This is a genomic window from Aphanothece microscopica RSMan92, from assembly GCF_046613545.2.
Classification (GTDB): Bacteria; Cyanobacteriota; Cyanobacteriia; order PCC-6307; family Cyanobiaceae; genus NIES-981.
This window is the reverse complement of the sequence record NZ_JBKKKY020000599.1, coordinates 1-421: the sequence shown is the minus strand read 5'-3', so window position 1 is coordinate 421 and position 421 is coordinate 1. Positions and strand designations below refer to the sequence as shown.

The following is a 421-nucleotide window of genomic DNA, read 5'->3' as shown; positions in this document are numbered from 1 at the left end:
GTTACAATCAGCGCACGACAACAATTGGCGACGTTACCGTACGGCCTTCCATACCGATAACAACGTTGTACGTGCCAGATGCCATGGAAGAAGTGTTCACGTTGAATGCATGCGTACCGGCTTCAACAAAACCATTTGTGATCGTCTGAGCTGTGTTACCGAGCATGTCTACTACGCGAACGTAAACTACACCAGAGCGCTCGAGTGACCATGTGACTTCAGCCCCCGAAACGGTAGGGTTCGGAGAAACTGCGGCAATTGCCATCGGAGCTGGTGTAGACGTCTCATTGACGCTGACAGGGATGGATGTAGCAAAGTTCGAGGTGGTCAAGATGCCAACCTGCGACTGATACAAAGGAGTGGGCAGGTTTCTCAAAGCAGGTAGGAAAGGATAGTCTGCTCTGATGTTCTCAAGTGGAAA

At 50.6% G+C, this 421-nt stretch carries 1 protein-coding gene; it reads right to left on the bottom strand.

The genetic code is table 11. The features are described from left to right. Positions 1-7 precede the first annotated feature (7 nt). Positions 8-421: T9SS type A sorting domain-containing protein (locus ACLD7X_RS19240; protein WP_411425279.1), on the bottom strand; the 414-nt coding region annotated here is incomplete at its 5' end.